General features: G+C 49.7%; 18 protein-coding genes and 1 pseudogene. 12 read left to right on the top strand and 7 right to left on the bottom strand.

Annotated elements, in window-relative coordinates:
* The first annotated feature begins 13 nt into the window (after positions 1-13).
* The 4 genes from NP77_RS21410 (at position 14) to NP77_RS22670 (ending at position 1,791) form a co-directional block, all read left to right on the top strand.
* Positions 14-730, top strand: a complete 717-nt coding sequence (locus NP77_RS21410) for an AzlC family ABC transporter permease (protein WP_008924539.1) — start codon at positions 14-16, stop codon at positions 728-730.
* Positions 703-1,023: an AzlD family protein gene (locus NP77_RS21405; RefSeq protein ID WP_071778528.1), complete on the top strand. Its 321-nt coding sequence runs from the start codon at positions 703-705 to the stop codon at positions 1,021-1,023. Before NP77_RS21410 ends, NP77_RS21405 begins: the two co-directional genes overlap by 28 nt.
* Before the next feature lie 83 nt (positions 1,024-1,106).
* Entirely contained in the window at positions 1,107-1,274 is a 168-nt protein-coding gene (locus tag NP77_RS22675; protein ID WP_181162235.1) for a hypothetical protein, read from the top strand.
* Positions 1,270-1,791, top strand: coding sequence for a LysR substrate-binding domain-containing protein (locus NP77_RS22670; RefSeq protein WP_082040863.1), 522 nt, complete (start codon positions 1,270-1,272; stop codon positions 1,789-1,791). The genes NP77_RS22675 and NP77_RS22670 overlap by 5 nt, the downstream gene beginning before the upstream one ends.
* A 12-nt stretch (positions 1,792-1,803) precedes the next feature.
* On the opposite strand, the gene NP77_RS21395 is transcribed toward NP77_RS22670, so the two are convergent.
* Positions 1,804-2,481: an alpha/beta fold hydrolase gene (locus NP77_RS21395; RefSeq protein ID WP_052250699.1), complete on the bottom strand. Its 678-nt coding sequence runs from the start codon at positions 2,479-2,481 to the stop codon at positions 1,804-1,806.
* Between the two features lie 188 nt (positions 2,482-2,669).
* On the opposite strand from NP77_RS21395, the gene NP77_RS23990 reads away from it, so the two are divergent.
* From NP77_RS23990 to NP77_RS21385, 3 genes are all read left to right on the top strand, one after another.
* Entirely contained in the window at positions 2,670-2,801 is a 132-nt protein-coding gene (locus NP77_RS23990) for a hypothetical protein (protein ID WP_008924543.1), read from the top strand.
* Entirely contained in the window at positions 2,798-3,376 is a 579-nt protein-coding gene (locus tag NP77_RS24105; RefSeq protein WP_052250692.1) for a hypothetical protein, read from the top strand. The genes NP77_RS23990 and NP77_RS24105 overlap by 4 nt, the downstream gene beginning before the upstream one ends.
* Positions 3,377-3,906: 530 nt before the next feature.
* Positions 3,907-4,146: a type II toxin-antitoxin system Phd/YefM family antitoxin gene (locus NP77_RS21385; RefSeq protein WP_039661634.1), complete on the top strand. Its 240-nt coding sequence runs from the start codon at positions 3,907-3,909 to the stop codon at positions 4,144-4,146.
* A gap of 112 nt (positions 4,147-4,258) precedes the next feature.
* Here the strand turns inward: NP77_RS21385 and NP77_RS21380 are convergent, their stop codons facing one another.
* The 3 genes from NP77_RS21380 to NP77_RS24095 all read right to left on the bottom strand — a co-directional run bounded on the left by NP77_RS21380 (position 4,259) and on the right by NP77_RS24095 (position 6,267).
* Positions 4,259-4,891, bottom strand: coding sequence for a LysE family translocator (locus NP77_RS21380; protein WP_039661632.1), 633 nt, complete (start codon positions 4,889-4,891; stop codon positions 4,259-4,261).
* 656 nt (positions 4,892-5,547) lie between these two features.
* Positions 5,548-5,832, bottom strand: a complete 285-nt coding sequence (locus NP77_RS24100; RefSeq protein ID WP_156137319.1) for an integrase core domain-containing protein — start codon at positions 5,830-5,832, stop codon at positions 5,548-5,550.
* A gap of 219 nt (positions 5,833-6,051) precedes the next feature.
* Complete coding sequence (locus NP77_RS24095; RefSeq protein ID WP_369700128.1) at positions 6,052-6,267, bottom strand: IS3 family transposase; 216 nt, start codon at positions 6,265-6,267, stop codon at positions 6,052-6,054.
* Positions 6,268-6,353: 86 nt separating this feature from the next.
* Between NP77_RS24095 and NP77_RS21370 the strand changes: the two genes are divergently transcribed.
* A complete protein-coding gene (locus NP77_RS21370) occupies positions 6,354-6,686 on the top strand; it encodes a hypothetical protein (RefSeq protein WP_219848848.1) in 333 nt (110 codons plus the stop codon).
* A 282-nt stretch (positions 6,687-6,968) separates the two neighbouring features.
* Here the strand turns inward: NP77_RS21370 and dapC are convergent, their stop codons facing one another.
* Complete coding sequence (gene dapC / locus NP77_RS21365) at positions 6,969-8,171, bottom strand: succinyldiaminopimelate transaminase (protein ID WP_039661630.1); 1,203 nt, start codon at positions 8,169-8,171, stop codon at positions 6,969-6,971.
* 504 nt (positions 8,172-8,675) lie between these two features.
* Here dapC and NP77_RS23590 point away from each other — a divergent pair.
* Positions 8,676-9,301 (top strand): annotated as a pseudogene (locus NP77_RS23590) (transposase); the annotation flags it as partial.
* Positions 9,302-9,363: 62 nt separating this feature from the next.
* Here NP77_RS23590 and NP77_RS21355 read toward each other — a convergent pair.
* Complete coding sequence (locus tag NP77_RS21355) at positions 9,364-10,821, bottom strand: YncE family protein (protein ID WP_039661627.1); 1,458 nt, start codon at positions 10,819-10,821, stop codon at positions 9,364-9,366.
* A 49-nt stretch (positions 10,822-10,870) separates the two neighbouring features.
* On the bottom strand, positions 10,871-11,299 hold the full coding sequence (locus NP77_RS21350) for a DUF305 domain-containing protein (RefSeq protein WP_008924551.1): 429 nt from the start codon (positions 11,297-11,299) through the stop codon (positions 10,871-10,873).
* 276 nt (positions 11,300-11,575) lie between these two features.
* Here NP77_RS21350 and NP77_RS21345 point away from each other — a divergent pair, with 276 nt between their 5' ends.
* From NP77_RS21345 to NP77_RS21335, 3 genes are all read left to right on the top strand, one after another.
* Positions 11,576-12,316: a response regulator gene (locus tag NP77_RS21345; protein WP_039661624.1), complete on the top strand. Its 741-nt coding sequence runs from the start codon at positions 11,576-11,578 to the stop codon at positions 12,314-12,316.
* Positions 12,313-13,629, top strand: a complete 1,317-nt coding sequence (locus NP77_RS21340) for an ATP-binding protein (protein ID WP_003848117.1) — start codon at positions 12,313-12,315, stop codon at positions 13,627-13,629. The genes NP77_RS21345 and NP77_RS21340 overlap by 4 nt, the downstream gene beginning before the upstream one ends.
* Before the next feature lie 162 nt (positions 13,630-13,791).
* Entirely contained in the window at positions 13,792-14,049 is a 258-nt protein-coding gene (locus NP77_RS21335) for a YdgH/BhsA/McbA-like domain containing protein (RefSeq protein WP_003848120.1), read from the top strand.
* Positions 14,050-14,389 lie beyond the last annotated feature (340 nt).

Genomic DNA, 14,389 nt, shown 5'->3' with positions numbered 1-14,389 from the left:
ACGGAAAAATAATATGAACAGCATAACGAGAAGCGATTCCTTCCTGCAGGGTGTTAAGGATGCGTCTCCTTTGCTCATGGCAATTGCGCCTTACGCAATTATTCTGGGGGCTCAGGCTTCCCGATCGGGCCTGACCCTGCCCGAAACAGGCTTCATGACGGCGCTGAATTTTGCTGGAGGATCGGAATTTGCCGCTATACAGCTCTGGCACGAGCCCTTGCCGGTGCTGACCATTATTCTGCTGACGTTCCTGATTAACAGTCGCCACATCATAATGGGGGCAGCCCTGACGCCCTATATCAAGCATCTTCCCCGTCGTCAGATATTACCTGCCTTATTTTTTATGGCCGATGAGGGCTGGGCGGTCACCTATGCGAAAATGCTAAAAAACGCTGCCACTTTACCGCCTGAGCAGTCGTTTACCATGGCTTATTACCTGGGGGCCAGCTTTCCGTTTTATCCCGTCTGGGTTGGATTTTCAGTCACGGGTTTTCTTGCGGGCCCCGTGCTTGGAAACATTGAGCAGTACGGTTTTGCTATTGCTTTTCCTGCCACCTTTATCGTCCTCCTGCGTAGCATGTGGAAAGGCCTGGACGCAGCCATCCCCTGGCTTATCAGCCTGACGGTGGCCGCAGTCTGTTATCGTCTGGTACCTGGCCATACCTATGTGCTGGCAGGGACGTTCAGCGGCATATTTTCAGCATGGGTACGGGGAGTGAAAGTAAAATGACACTGGCTGCATGCATGACAATTCTGGGTATGGCAGTGGTCACCTATCTGACGCGCATCCTGGGTTATCTTATATTGAGGAACCGTAGCCTGAGTCCCGGCACGCGCAGCGTGCTGGAAAGTGCGCCGGGATGCGTGATGATTTCTGCTATTGCTCCTTATTTTGCTTCCGGAAATCCGGCACAAATCATTGCATTGATCGTTGCGGCAGGCTGTGCCATCAGGCTGTCGATGTTACCAACACTGATTATTTCCGTCGCGACGCTGGGCATTCTTCAGCTAATAATATCCTGAATTTCCTGGCCCTCTCTCTACCGGTTTCAAATGATGAATCTGCGGACTATTCTACGCCGCGGGCGGTGGAAATCAGCGTTGGCGTGACGAAGATCCTGAAGGAAGCGGAGCGACTGATGATGTCTGAAGTGACCTTCGTACAGGCAAAAAGTACGCAGTCATTCTCGGGCCGTATGGCAGATTTGCTGGGCCTGATGCTGCTACCTGATTTGTTGTCTATCGTGACAGGTCAGCCCCGGGTATTAAATTAATATTGAGCACACACCTGTCGATAAAACAATTCCTGCCCTGGAAAACGTCGACCTGGATTGTATAGTCAGCTCTCAACTCCGTCACACGTCTGGAATTGTCAGCGACCCCGTTATCACCGACAGGCTCAACTGTATAATGCGCCAGAACCATCCGCTATCTGATGCACCGCTGACACTGTCTGAGTTTCTTAGCGCCAGTCATCTGCACGTTGCAACGAGTTCTGCGGATGTTCGCTTTGTGGACAATATACTGTCAGGTCAGCGTTTCAGCCGAAAGATTGCCGTCACGACACCGCACTGGCTGACGCTGCCTTTTGTATTAGTGAAAACCGACCTCATCTCGGTAGTGTCAGAAAAGATGGCATCCACACCTCTTTTTTCCGGGCTTCAGAGGATAGAACTACGCTTTGAAGCCCAGCCTGTTAGCTGGAACCTCTACTGGCATAAGCGTGACGAGAACAATGCGGCACACCTGTGGCTGAGGGAGCAGATATACAGGGTTTGCAGGGTAATCTGACTTTTAAGGTAATTACAGGCCATTAAGGCTAATCCAGTTTGAAATCATCTGAGCCAGTTCCCTGGGTTTCTCAAGCGGTATCATGTGCCCGCTGCCTTCAATGATTTCTGCCGGACACCGGAAAAGTTCAGAAAGTTCAGCCGCCTCACTGAGGCTTCTGAGCCTGTCTTCTCCGGCTGCAATAATCAGCACCGGACAGGTCAGTTGCCTGACGGTTATTCCTCCGCGTTTCAGCAGGGACTGGGCTCTGAATACTTCCGGGCCAAGGCGTTTTCCCATTTCGCGAATACGCCCCAGCAGAGCTGTATCATCATGAAATTTCGGATGAAGCGAATGCCTGATAGCGGCAGGACTTATCCCCCTGAACTCACCCGAAAGCACAGCAGCATCCAGCCGTTCTCGTTGTCGGTATGAGTCTTCACGCAGTGAAGTGGCAATAAGGACCAGGCCGGCAACTTTTTCCGGAGCCGTTTCGGCTATAGCGCGGGCAACATATCCTCCCAGCGAGAACCCTGCCAGTACAAAACGCTCAGGAAGCGACGCGACGATCCCGGCAGCCATCCCGGCAATACTTTCTTCCTGACCAAGGCTGACGCGGCAGAACGTCTGACCGGGCGGATAAACGTCGATGAAGTCATCCCACAAAGTTTCATCAAGCATGAACCCGGGGATCAGTACGAGAGGTGTCATATCCTGAACCATTCCTCATTATTTATGTCCGGAATGCCATCCTGCTGATGGCATAAGGTTTCGTCAAGGTTGGCAGCCCGGGATACTCAGCATTATTCAGCAACTGAATAAGCGCCTATAAATTATCGATTTGAACTCTCTTTCTGATTCTTACACAGTCGTTTTTTTGATGCTCTGCAGGATAATACATGAACCTTTCTGGCACGCTGAAGCCCATACCTGCTGAGCAGGAGAAACTGGATCCCCGGCAGCGCCTGATTTCCGGATTTTCTGAGATAATGCATATTGTGTGCATCCGCTTGCAGAAAACGATCGCATGATAGCGAGTATTTATGATGACTGCGTGCGTCATGGGAATCCTGACCGTGTACCGATTTATGCCTCAACATCAAAAATGACTCTCCCGGGTGCCGGCGTTGCATTTATAGGGGCGTCTGGCACCAATAAGACATGGTGGCTCAGGCATGCATCCGTCAGGAGTGTCGGTCCTGATAAGGTCAACCAGCTTCGGCAGGCTCGTTTTCTTAAGAGCCCAGGGAATATACGGGCTCTGATGGAACAGCATCGTCAGGTTCTCAGGCCCAGGTTTGAACTTGTTGATGCCATTTTTTCTTCGGTTTTAGGCTGCCAGCAGCACGTATCATGGTCCCGTCCTGAAGGGGAATATTTTGTCAGCCTGCATGTACTTCCCGGCACTGCCAGTCGCATCGTCCAGCTAGCCGCTGTGGCAGGTGTGCGATTTGCCAGACCGGGCTCGTGTTATCCCTATAGGCGTGACGATTACGATGCCCAGCTCCGGCTAGCCCCCTCCTGGCCCGAAAAAGAGACGCTCAGACTCGCACTTACGGTAATTGCCATCTGCATTGCTAAAGCGACTGCAGAGAAGTTTTTATGACACAGGTTGACGACCTCCTTTAAAAATAAAAGTTACTCATAAGAACGTCCTGAATTTCCTTATTCTCGTTATTTGAATCTCAACTGTTTCTATAGTCACTTTTATGAGAGCAAAATTGCCAGTGTCCGCCTTTCGCTATTAGCGGACATTGGCTTGGCGTTAGTTCGGTTTAAACCAGGAATGGACGTTGCTAACATCGGGATGTACTAATCTGTAGGTATCAGGTCACGGACCTATTTCGACATGCGGGGACGACGACGTACCGACGTGCCTCAGCGATTCTCAACCGGCTCCACACCCATAAATGAGTAGCATTTATGGCTGCGTAGCACGACAAGCATATGCATTCCCAACTGAGGACCGACAGACTTAATTGATGTCATAAGAATTTTAAAGATCAGACTTCCTGGCTCCCTCCTTAATCTTTCCGTTGCAAGGGCGTCGTCCTGACAAGAAATCGGGCAAATTTTAAATTGTAGTTACTTGAGTACAGGTTGCATATTGCTCTTTAACTGATGGAAGTTAATAACATGTATTCAATCAATTTTACCGATGCCCGTAAACATTTCGCAGATACGATGAAGCGGGTCAACGACGACGCTGAGCCTGTGCGCATTTTGCGCCGCGAGGCACCTGATGTTGTGATAGTTCATGCGGAAGAGTATGAAGCACTGATAGAAACGGTGTATCTCTTTAGCAACCCGGCGAACGCTGCGCATATTAATGAGTCAATGAAACAGGCGGAGCGCGGCGAGTTTGTTAAAGTGTAATATTAAGTTCACTACAAGTTGCGCCGACGATCTCAATGACTGTCGCGATACGAAGAAGCCCCAAATCGGCAGTAGCCGGACGCTGAACAAAATCGCCACAAACGCATAATTTTTATTTTTTTGATTCCAGAGCAATTCTCACTGCCAATCCTGCAAGCACAGTACCCATTATCCAGCGTTGCGCTTTAAGCCATGCAGGTCGGCTTGAAAGAAATTTGGCTAAAGTTCCTGCCATCATCACAATAGTAGCATTGACTACCATGCTGATAGAAATCTGTATGCTTCCGAGTTCCAGAGACTGAGTCAGTACACTCCCGTGCTCTGGCTGGATAAATTGTGGCAATAAAGATAAATACATAATGGCAACTTTAGGATTTAATACATTAGTAATGAAACCCATGATAAAGAGTTTCTTTGAGGAATCTATGGGTAAATTTGTAACAGCGAAAGTAGACCTGCCTCCAGGTTTAACTGATTGCCAGGCCAGATATAAAAGATAAGCAACTCCGGAAAAACGAAGTAGATCATATGCATAAGGAATGGCAAACAGAAAAGCTGTTATTCCTAATGCCGCACAGAGTATATATAAAACAAACGCAAAAGCGATACCACCTAAAGATATCAGCCCGGCTTGTCTTCCCTGGCATACAGACCGAGAGATCAGATAAATCATGTTTGGGCCAGGAGTTAACACCATTGCAAGTGCAATCAAACCAAAAGCTATAAAATGAGTATGATCAGGCATGTTTCATCTCCAGGTGTGGAAAATCATTTAACTAAATAGTCATCATTACAGGCTGCTGATACAATAGGATTTATATAATACAGGCACAGCGTTATGCCATGATTAAACATTTAAAAAATAATTTTTTTCACTTATTAACGCTGGCTTTAAGTGATTTTAGAGAAGTGGCTAATGATTGTTTTTATCACGATTAACTATGCAGGTAAAGTACATTTTCATTATAACAGGAGATGTAATACCAACTCCCCGAGAAAGTGATAGTAGTTAATTTTGCTAATCATTAGTCTTAGTTAACGAGCGGGATAATTATTCTTCACAAACCTCATTAAAACATAAAATACATATTGAAAACCATCCTGATTGAATGTAGGCCTTATTTGGAAAATTATTCTCAAGCGCCCGGTTGTTTTTTTACAAGGGTAAAAGTTCTTAAAAATAAATCCCACGCTATTTTTTTTGCATTCATTTAATTTTTGTTTATTTTAAATTAAAGTCAGAATTATGCTTTTATAATGAATTTTTCGTGACAGTTAAAAACTAAAGTGGATATCTATAAGAAAGTGAGAAGATTCATTGTTGACCTGCTCCCCGTTGATTTATATACACCGATTTTAGTAACGTCTTCATAAGTGACTCTGACCCCGTATATGATCCATTCATAATCGGGAATAACCGGCTTCATTATGGCTGCATATTCTGGCAACCAGCAGATTTTTGGGCAAATTCGGAGGGGGCATCCAGCCCACTGCAGAATGGGGACGTCTCTTGTTAAAGAGTATGCGCCAGGACTCGATCTTGTGCAGTGCATCCTCCAGAGACATGAGCCAGTTATCATTCAGGCATTCCTGACGCAACCAGCCGTTGAAGGACTCGACTGTAGCGTTGTCCGAGGGTGGTCCCGGGCGTGAAAGTCGATCCTTCTCCCACTTTCGTACACCCATCTGTCCAGCATTTTTCCTGAAATTCAGAATCACTATCGGTTTTTAGCTACTGCGGCAAAGGACGCCTGAGCGTTATGCTGTTCAGCATTTCTGCCACTTCTGTTGAACGCAGATTCTGCCCGACGCAGATCCCAGGCATTCGTCGGTGTAAAGGTCGATAACCTTTAGCAGGCGCAGTCGTCGCCTGTCAAACAGCACGTCCGAGACAAATTCCATGCCTCAGACGTGATTCGAATACAGTCCCTGAGGCTGTGGCTGCCGGCGCTGCGCGGATTTATTGCGCCGTGGACGTTTGAGGCGCAGTAACAGCGCCTGCTCGCTGAAAAGCCGGTAGATCCGTTTGTGGTTATTGCGACAGCCTTCCCGCCTGAGCATCACGTATACCCGGCGATATCCATGGTGAATTCGCGTTTCGGTTATCTCATTCTGATGCAAGACAGCTAGCCACTGACATTCAGACGGCCAAAGAGCATACGCTGCGTGAACCCGGTTAACGATTAAAGCTGATGCATCCTGCGGATATGAATCAGTCAAATTTTGCTGCTGTAGAAGGGCTGTCTGCGGCCAGGGTTACCTGTGCGTTTCAGGCGTCCTCAACGCCTGAGGAGGTCACCTCAGTCTTTCCATCAGTAAGCGAACTCTCTATCAGCGATCACAACGCTCTGCCTGATGTCACTGAGAGAGCCCCGGCAAGAGGTATCAACGCAGAGAAATTAGCAGGTAAGTTTCGTGAGCGCATTAAAAGTGAGGCATATGGCGACAGGACGGACCCCGCCTTTAAGACAAAAATAATCAGTTATTTTTGCGCTGAAAGCGCAGCGCCCAAAAAAGATCGTTTAGCAAAAAAGTCTTAACTGAATAACATCTTTCCTTACTGCCTGCAATTTTCGTGATTTGGGGCGGGTCAAAGCAACTCTCATCGGATGCGAAGCACGTCATGCATCCTGGACGAAAGGGCTTTTTAGTCAGATTAATGCGACGGCACGCGGTGAAGCGGAGTAAAGCTTGCAGCTGGCATGGATCGCCGTATGCATGAAAACCTGACCAGATAAAATTAAGAATAGCCGGTGTTAACAAAGTCGAAGATGATCTGAGACCACCGGCTGGTTAGCGTTTATCATAAATGCTGTAACCGTTTACCTACGATAGGTAGACAGAAAATCCCTTATTCGTGTGGCCGCCTCCACACACTCTGCAACAGGTGCAACTAATGCCATTCGAATCCAGCCTGCGCCCGGATTGATGCCGTCAACCTCCCGGGAAAGATATGAGCCTGGGATGACTGTAACATTTGTATGACTAAAGAGTTGCCGGCAAAAGTCGGTATCGTCACCAGGGACTTCGGCCCAAAGATAAAAGCCTCCGTCAGGCTTCTTCACCTTAAGAACAGGGGTCAGAATTTCAAGAACCGCATCAAACTTTTCCCGATAAAGAGAACGGTTGTCGCGAACATGTGCCTCATCCCGCCAGGCCGTGGCGCTTGCGAGCTGGCTATGCACCGGCATTGCGCAGCCATGATATGTGCGATAGAGCAAAAATGATTTGAGAATCTCTGCATCACCAGCCACAAATCCAGACCGAAGGCCTGGCAGGTTCGATCGTTTTGAAAGACTGTGGAAAACAACACAGCGCTTAAAATCGATACGGCCCATCTCTGCGCATGCGGTCAGTAAACCCGGAGGGGGCGACAACTCGTCAAAGTACAATTCGCTGTAACATTCATCGGCTGCAATAATAAAATCGTATTTATCCGCAAGGCTAATGAGTGATTTTAGCGTTTCAAGAGGGATAAGTGCACCGGTAGGATTGCCTGGGGAACACAGGAATACAATTTGACAACGTGTCCAGATATCCGCTGAAACAGCCTCAAAGTCAGGAATGAAACCGTTACTCTCAAGGCATGGCAGGTAATGCGGAGCCGCCCCCGCCAGGATCGCAGCACCTTCATATATCTGATAGAAAGGGTTTGGGCTGACCACCAAACCTTCGACATTAGGTTCAACAACTGCCTGGGTAAAGGCAAATAATGCTTCTCGTGTTCCGTTTACCGGTAGAACATGACGACTGGCATCAAGCCATCCCTTTGGGACGCCAAACCTCCTTTCACACCAGTTTATGATTGCCTCGCGCAATTCAGGGATACCCAGAGTTGCGGGATACACCGACATTTTATCGAGACTGGAAATAAGCATTTGTTTGACCATTTCCGGGGCCGAATGTTTAGGCTCTCCGATCGACAGTGATATAGGCGTAAGATTTTTATCAGGTTGAATTCCAGCAAGTAAGGCTCGAAGTTTTTCAAACGGGTAGGGGTGAAGTTGTTTCAGCGCAGGGTTCATATCGGTCAACACTCCAGCATTTCTGAGTTGAGAGAAATATCGTGACGCAAGCCGCAAATCCTTATCAAAGACCACTCTGTATCATGATCGTTCTACTTATCTGATTTGTCTGAATGGGTCTTGATAATTATGAAGTCTCTTCTTTTGCTTGAGCGCGGCACGGTATAAATTTTGCTCAGATCTTTTAAACTGAATATAAACAGAATAGATTTAGAGTGCCTTCATGCTTTATAAATTGATATATGTTCTTGTAATATAATAATATATATTTTTTGCAATACTTTTCTATTCAGGCATGTAAACTGAAAATCCGTCCTTAATCGTGGTGTTTTTTCGGCGATTCTCTACTCAACAACCCAAAATCGAGCATTATGCTATTTACATTCTGCAATCAAATATTCTGCTCTGCCTCCAGTATTAGATAGTGTAAGTATCCCGCATAATCGTGCCATTCACATTTAAAGACCTTCCGGCATACTCATTTCGCCAGCGAAGGAGATCGCTATGCGTAAAGCCCGTTTTACTGAGCATCAGATCATCACGGTAATGAAGTCGGTTGAAGCCGCACGAACAGTGAAAGACGTCTGCCGGGAGGCCGGGATCTCTGAAGCGACATACTATAACTGGAAGTCTAAATAGGGTGGCATGGAAGCATCTGATATTAAAAGATAAAAAATCCTGTGGACGTGAACCGACGGCTTAAGCAGCTGTTTGCCGACCTCAGTCTTGAAAATCGGGCACAGAAAGACGTTATCGAAAAAAAGCTCTGAAGCCAGCCTTTAAGCGTGAGCGGGTGACGCATCTGATAACGACATTCGGACGGAGTACCCGTCAGGCCTGCAGGACTCTGAACCTGAGCAGAACGGTTTACTACTACCGTCCTGACAGCACGCTGACGATCCCGTTATTTCGCGTTGCAGACGGCGGCTGAAAGATATCCACGATACGGCTTCCCGAAGCTTTTTCAGGTTCTGAAGCGGCAGGGATATCAGTGGAACCATAAGCGGATCCACCGCATTTACTGCCTGCTGAAACTGAATTTTCGTCGCAAAGGCAAAAATCGTCTGCCGGTACGTAGCCCATCGCCGCTGACCACACCTGAAGCGCTGAACCAGAGCTGGTCTGTTGACTGCCGCAACAATAAAAAAGCCAGATCCCCATGGAGACCTGGCTGACAGCAGCAAAGAGAGGATTAACGCACCTGAATCTGCACAGGCTTACCGTGCTGATCGGCGGTGCCTTTTACAATCACCAGATAACGTCGTTCATCTGCATGATGGCTATTCACCACCTGACGAATCGGACCGACGGCATTAACGATCGCTGCACCGGCCGGGTTGGTCATAAATTGTGCCAGTGGCTCCAGCTCACCTTTTCCTTCAGCATCAGACGACAGCGCCAGCAGATAGGCCTGCTTTGGTTCCAGCCCGGTTGCAGATGCCTGCAACACCTGGGTCAACTCCTGATCGAACAGGGTCAGCGTGGTTGCAGGCTGCGCCCCTTGCGCAGCATTTACCTCTTTCAGTGTCAGGTGTGCTGCCTTACCTGCCAGGCCCAACGGCACAAGGTTCTGCTTACCATCGCCCTGCGGCACGGCATTGGGCACATAGACCACCGCCTGCGGTGCCTGACCAATTGGAATGGTCGCGATCACTTTATTGCTCAGGGTATCAATCGCCGTCAGGGCGTCAGCGTTTTCCAGACCGACATAAACACGACTTCCGTCACCCGATGGCCAGACGCCGTGTGGCAGATTGCCTACCGGAATGGTTGCGACCTGACGGAAATCATCGGTACGGTAAACGTTTACTTTGTTCAGGCCACCAATAGTGACGTAAGCAAAGGTGCCTTTAGCGTTATGCACGATATTGACGTGGTTAGTAATCGGACCGCTGTCGATGGTTTTCAGCAGTGTAAACGGTGGGCGCGCATCGAACACCTGCACTTTACCGACATCTTTGAGCGTGAACCAGACCTGCCGGCCATCAGGCGTGGCGGCTATATTGGGACAGAACGGACTGACCTGTTTAATGCTGCCGATAATTTTATGCGCTTTTGCGTCCACCACCACGGTTTCGGGGTTGAAGGAGGAGCAAACGTAACCGTATTGACCGTCCGGTGAGAAAATCTGCATGCCCGGACCGCCAGGCACGGTAATACGCGTTTTCTCTTCCCCGCTGTTGCCATCCAGTACCGCAATATAATTTTCACCGCGTACGGTGACCCAGATTTCTTTGCCATCAGGAGTAAAGAACGCTTCATGCGGTGATCGACCCACATAAGTCACATGCTTCACTGCGTTGGTCGCGGTATTAATCAGGCTGACAGAGTTGGAACCAATTGAAACAACAGCAAGGGTTTTGCCATCTGGCGAAAAACCTAGTCCATGTACCAGCACCTGGCCTTTATAGAGTGGACTAAGGTTGGCGGGTTGCGCATCACCCAGTTTAATCACCCCGAGCAGGGTATTGCTGGCGGGGTCGGTAACAGAAACGGTGTTGGAGAACTGCTCTGCTGCGTAAACGCGGTCATGATGACTCACGCTGATGTCCGCTGCAGAGGCAGCATAAGGCGCTTGTCCCGCCCAGGCGAACGACGACGCCAGCGCCACTGTTGCCGCAAGGATTGAGCATACAAATGGTCTTGTCATGGTGTATCCCTTTTTACTGTCGATTGTTTCAAAGGCCACAGGGTGTGGCTTAGTTTCCCTGCGGAGCCGCAGGCGCAGAATCTGGCTGGACTTGATCGGGAGCGGGTGCGGCCGGAGGCAGAGGTTTACCCAGCGCCTGATACATCGCGACGATCTCCTGTTGCTGGGTCACAATGATCTCCTGCGCAATACGCCTGAGCTGCTCGTTTTTGCCGTATCGCAACTCAGCCACGGCCATATCCATGGCGCCCTGATGGTGCGGTGTCATCATGGCAACAAAGTCTTCATCAACATTGCCGGTAGGATCGATAGCCATGCGAGACATCATGGTGTCCATAGCCTGTTCATTTTCTTTCCAGAAGCCTTGCTCCTGAAGAACGGCAGTTGCATTGGCACTGGGGTGATCATGTGCGCCTGCACTCTGGCTCAAAACCAGCAGGCTATTAGCAATCAGGAAACAGCGAAGCGTACGGTTCATAGCAAGCCCTTTACAGGATAGCAAAGGCCGGACTGGCCTTTCATTGGCCTATAAAAGCAAAGCCCTGTATCGGTACTGTTTCCCGGAGAAAGAGATTTGTATTTTTATGTAGCAGGATGACGGAATGTTTCTGACCAAATGCCGCGCCCGTCATGATGGTGACGCAGGATCGATGAGGAAGGGAGATACACTCCGGTACAAAGCCCGCAACGCTAACGATATAACTGCGATAAGCTGACAGCGGTTTGCACACCCTCTGAAAATAAGGATTGCGCTGTGGAACATGTCGATCACATTTTGATCGTGGATGACGATCGTGAAATTCGTAGCCTGATTGCGGAATACCTGAAAAAGAACGGTCTGCGTACGACAGAGGTCGCCGACGGGCGGCAAATGCGTAGCTTTCTCGATAGCATGCCGGTTGATTTGATTGTGCTGGATGTGATGATGCCGGGCGATGACGGCCTTACACTTTGTCGTGAACTGCGCAGTGGAAAACATAAAGGCACGCCAGTGCTGATGTTAACAGCGCGAAGCGAAGAGACTGACCGCATCATCGGGCTCGAAATGGGCGCCGATGATTATCTGGTCAAACCGTTCGTCCCGCGTGAACTGCTTGCCAGAATAAAAGCCGTCTTACGCCGTACGCGCATGATGCCGCCCAATCTTGTTATTTCAGAAGCGGCGCGAATTGTGGCATTTGGCGAATGGGTGCTGGATACCACGTCGCGTAACCTGGTGGACAAAGAGGGCGTGATGGTGGCACTCAGCGGCGCGGAGTATCGCCTGCTGCGGGTATTTGTTGATCATCCACAACGTGTGCTTAATCGCGATCAGTTGCTGAATCTGACGCAGGGCCGAGACGCCGAGTTATTCGAGCGCTCCATTGATTTGCTGGTCAGCCGTTTGCGTCAACGCTTAAACGATGATGCCCGCGAACCTTTTTATATCAAAACGGTGCGCAGCGAGGGCTATGTATTTGCGATGCCGGTGGAACTGCGTGAGGCCAACGCGTGAAACGTCTGATGCAATGGTGGCCTAAACGCCTGGCCTCGCGGCTGATGCTGATCCTGCTGCTTGGGTTACTGCTGGCGAATGGATTAACTCTGGGACTGCTGCTGCTGGAGCGGGCGCAAAGTGCCAAAGCCATGATGATGGGCAATCTGGAATATGACGTGGCCACCAGCGTTGCGATTCTCGATCGCCTTCCTGCCAGTGAACGCGCTGCATGGGCAACACGTCTCGATCGCAGTAATCATCATTATCTGATGTACGCTACGCCATTGGGCCAGCCGCCAAAGACAAAACGCCTGCAGGACACGGCCAGCGCATTGACGCGGGCGCTTGGCCCGCGCTATCCCCTGAGCTTCAGCGTTAATCCTGATAACAGTGCTCAGATGATGGCGCATCTGCGTTTACGTGATGGCAGCCCGCTCAGCATTGATCTGGCCCCGCGTAATATGCCGTTTGCCCGCTGGCTGCCGATTGTACTCGTGGCGCAGTTTGTGCTGCTGTTTGGCTCCGCCTGGTTTGCGGTGCGCAGCGCGGTCAGGCCTCTGGCAGATCTGACACGGGCTGCAGAACAGTTGCATCCCGATTCAAATAAAACGGTGCGCCTGTCGGAAGAGGGGCCGGTTGAAGTGCGCAATGCGGCACGGGCTTTTAATGCCATGCAGCAGCGAATGAGTGCCTATCTCAAAGAGCGCATGCAAATTCTTGCGGCGATCTCCCACGATCTGCAAACGCCGATAACACGTATCCGTCTACGTTCAGAAATGATGAGTGAGACAGACGTCAGGAGCAAACTGCTGCAGGATCTTGAGGAGATGACCCGGCTGATTCGCGAAGGCGTGGCCTATGCGCGCACCAGTGAAAGCAGCGATGAAAAACCGTGCCGCATACAGCCGCATGCTTTTATAGACAGCCTGGTCTGCGATTATCAGGACACGGGGCAGCAGGTAACGCTGCAGGGAAAACTTCACGGGTCGTTTAGTACCAGACCGCACGCGCTGCGCAGAACGCTCAGTAATCTGATCGATAATGCGCTGAAGTTCGCGGGCAGCGCAGAAGTGGTGGTGGAACAGGATGCAGGTCAGATCACTATAGCGGTGCTGGATCGCGGACCCGGCATCCCACCGGAAGAGATGTATGCGGTGATGCAGCCTTTTTATCGCATCGAGAACTCGCGTAACCGGGCCACCGGTGGAACCGGGCTGGGTTTAGCCATTGCCCAGCAGCTGGTGGCGTCATTAAGCGGTGAGCTGACACTGACGAACCGCCGACACGGCGGTTTGCGGGTGACGGTGACATTGCCGGATACCCTTCACTGATTTGTATCGCAGTGTGTAATAACGGCAAAGAGCGAAATTCCGGTACACTTTTCACCCCTGGTCGATATGTTACCGATACATTGCGATGGTGTAATTCTCACATCGGGCAGCAACAGTTTAGCGTTTGCTTCCCCTGGCGAATTCCACTTTCTGAGGTGACATATGAAAAACGTAAAAATGATTCTGGCCGCTGTAATTCTGGGCTCTGTTTCTGTATCCAGCTTTGCTGCAATGGAAACCACCATGCCACAAGGTAAGACCCTTATCGGTAGCGTCTCTGACAGCAGCGGCTCAACTACGCTTTCCGAATTAAAAGACAATCTGGCAGCAAAAGCGCAGGCGGCGGGAGCAAGCAGCTACCGTATCGTGGCGGCGGGAGGCAATAACGTCCTGTTTGGCACCGCTGATATTTACAAATAAACATGTTGATGCGCAGTAACGCAATTCAGTGGATATCAGCGCCGCGTTGCGCTTACTGCGCGAATCGTTTAATGCTATCCGCAATATGAGTTTTGAATCCTGCCCAGGCTATTTTTGGCCACCCTGTTTTTCATTTCTTCTCCACATTTAAACGCTTAAAGCCAGCCAACGCGCTCACCGGAACGGCTTCGGTAACGGGTCACCTTCATGACCAGCAGTAATGTCCGCATTTAATTCCCTGCATTACTTTTTTCCTTACATTGCTCTCCGAACAGGAGCCTTTACCCTATAAGCTGGGGAAATAAACAATCAGTTAACATTTGGATTGCGTGTCCTGGAG

Origin of the sequence: Pantoea sp. MBLJ3, assembly GCF_000816655.1 — a bacterium.
Lineage (GTDB): Bacteria > Pseudomonadota > Gammaproteobacteria > Enterobacterales > Enterobacteriaceae > Pantoea > Pantoea eucalypti.
Note: the sequence above shows the minus strand (reverse complement) of the source record. Positions and strands in the feature narration are given on the sequence as shown.

What these genes read in the sequence shown, in the direction of transcription:
- NP77_RS23990 (WP_008924543.1), top strand. Translation starts at nt 2,670, where the DNA reads ATGAACCTTTCTGGCACGCTGAAGCCCATACCTGCTGAGCAGGAGAAA.
- NP77_RS24100 (WP_156137319.1), bottom strand. Translation starts at nt 5,832, where the DNA reads ATGGGTGTACGAAAGTGGGAGAAGGATCGACTTTCACGCCCGGGACCA.
- NP77_RS21335 (WP_003848120.1), top strand. Translation starts at nt 13,792, where the DNA reads ATGAAAAACGTAAAAATGATTCTGGCCGCTGTAATTCTGGGCTCTGTT.
- NP77_RS21405 (WP_071778528.1), top strand. Translation starts at nt 703, where the DNA reads ATGGGTACGGGGAGTGAAAGTAAAATGACACTGGCTGCATGCATGACA.
- NP77_RS21385 (WP_039661634.1), top strand. Translation starts at nt 3,907, where the DNA reads ATGTATTCAATCAATTTTACCGATGCCCGTAAACATTTCGCAGATACG.
- NP77_RS21395 (WP_052250699.1), bottom strand. Translation starts at nt 2,481, where the DNA reads ATGACACCTCTCGTACTGATCCCCGGGTTCATGCTTGATGAAACTTTG.
- NP77_RS21410 (WP_008924539.1), top strand. Translation starts at nt 14, where the DNA reads ATGAACAGCATAACGAGAAGCGATTCCTTCCTGCAGGGTGTTAAGGAT.
- NP77_RS21355 (WP_039661627.1), bottom strand. Translation starts at nt 10,821, where the DNA reads ATGACAAGACCATTTGTATGCTCAATCCTTGCGGCAACAGTGGCGCTG.
- NP77_RS21380 (WP_039661632.1), bottom strand. Translation starts at nt 4,891, where the DNA reads ATGCCTGATCATACTCATTTTATAGCTTTTGGTTTGATTGCACTTGCA.
- NP77_RS21370 (WP_219848848.1), top strand. Translation starts at nt 6,354, where the DNA reads ATGAATCAGTCAAATTTTGCTGCTGTAGAAGGGCTGTCTGCGGCCAGG.
- dapC (WP_039661630.1), bottom strand. Translation starts at nt 8,171, where the DNA reads ATGAACCCTGCGCTGAAACAACTTCACCCCTACCCGTTTGAAAAACTT.
- NP77_RS21350 (WP_008924551.1), bottom strand. Translation starts at nt 11,299, where the DNA reads ATGAACCGTACGCTTCGCTGTTTCCTGATTGCTAATAGCCTGCTGGTT.
- NP77_RS24105 (WP_052250692.1), top strand. Translation starts at nt 2,798, where the DNA reads ATGATAGCGAGTATTTATGATGACTGCGTGCGTCATGGGAATCCTGAC.